Below are 412 nucleotides of genomic sequence, written 5' to 3'. Positions count from 1 at the left end.
CTCGAAGATCATCCGAACGACGCGAACCGGATTCGCGCGACATTCGCCGATGGTTCGACGCTCGACGCCGATTTCGCGGTGGCCGGCATCGGTCTCGCGCCGCATACGGCGTTGGCTGAAGCGGCGGGCGTGAAGGTGGAAGACGGCATTGTCGTCGATCATTTCGGCGCGACCGACGACCCGCGCATTTTCGCGTGCGGCGATGTGGCAAATCATCCGAGCGCGTGGCTCAAGCGCCGCGTGCGGCTCGAGTCGTGGGCCAATGCGCAAAACCAGGCGATTGCCGCGGCCAAAGCGCTGCTCGGCACCTTCGAACCGTATGCGGACATTCCGTGGTTCTGGTCCGATCAATACGACGTCAACCTGCAGATTCTCGGCGATATTCCGGCAGATGCGCAGCTCGCGGTGCGCG

The 412-nt window shown here is 63.8% G+C and carries 1 protein-coding gene; it reads left to right on the top strand.

What is annotated here, in order from left to right; translation table 11 throughout:
- The coding region (locus EN859_RS35535) for an FAD-dependent oxidoreductase (protein ID WP_189502491.1) at positions 1-412 on the top strand (412 nt) is incomplete at both ends.

Source organism: Mesorhizobium sp. M00.F.Ca.ET.216.01.1.1 (assembly GCF_004010325.2).
Taxonomy (GTDB): domain Bacteria; phylum Pseudomonadota; class Alphaproteobacteria; order Rhizobiales; family Rhizobiaceae; genus Mesorhizobium.
This window is presented reverse-complemented; position numbering and strand designations above follow the sequence as displayed.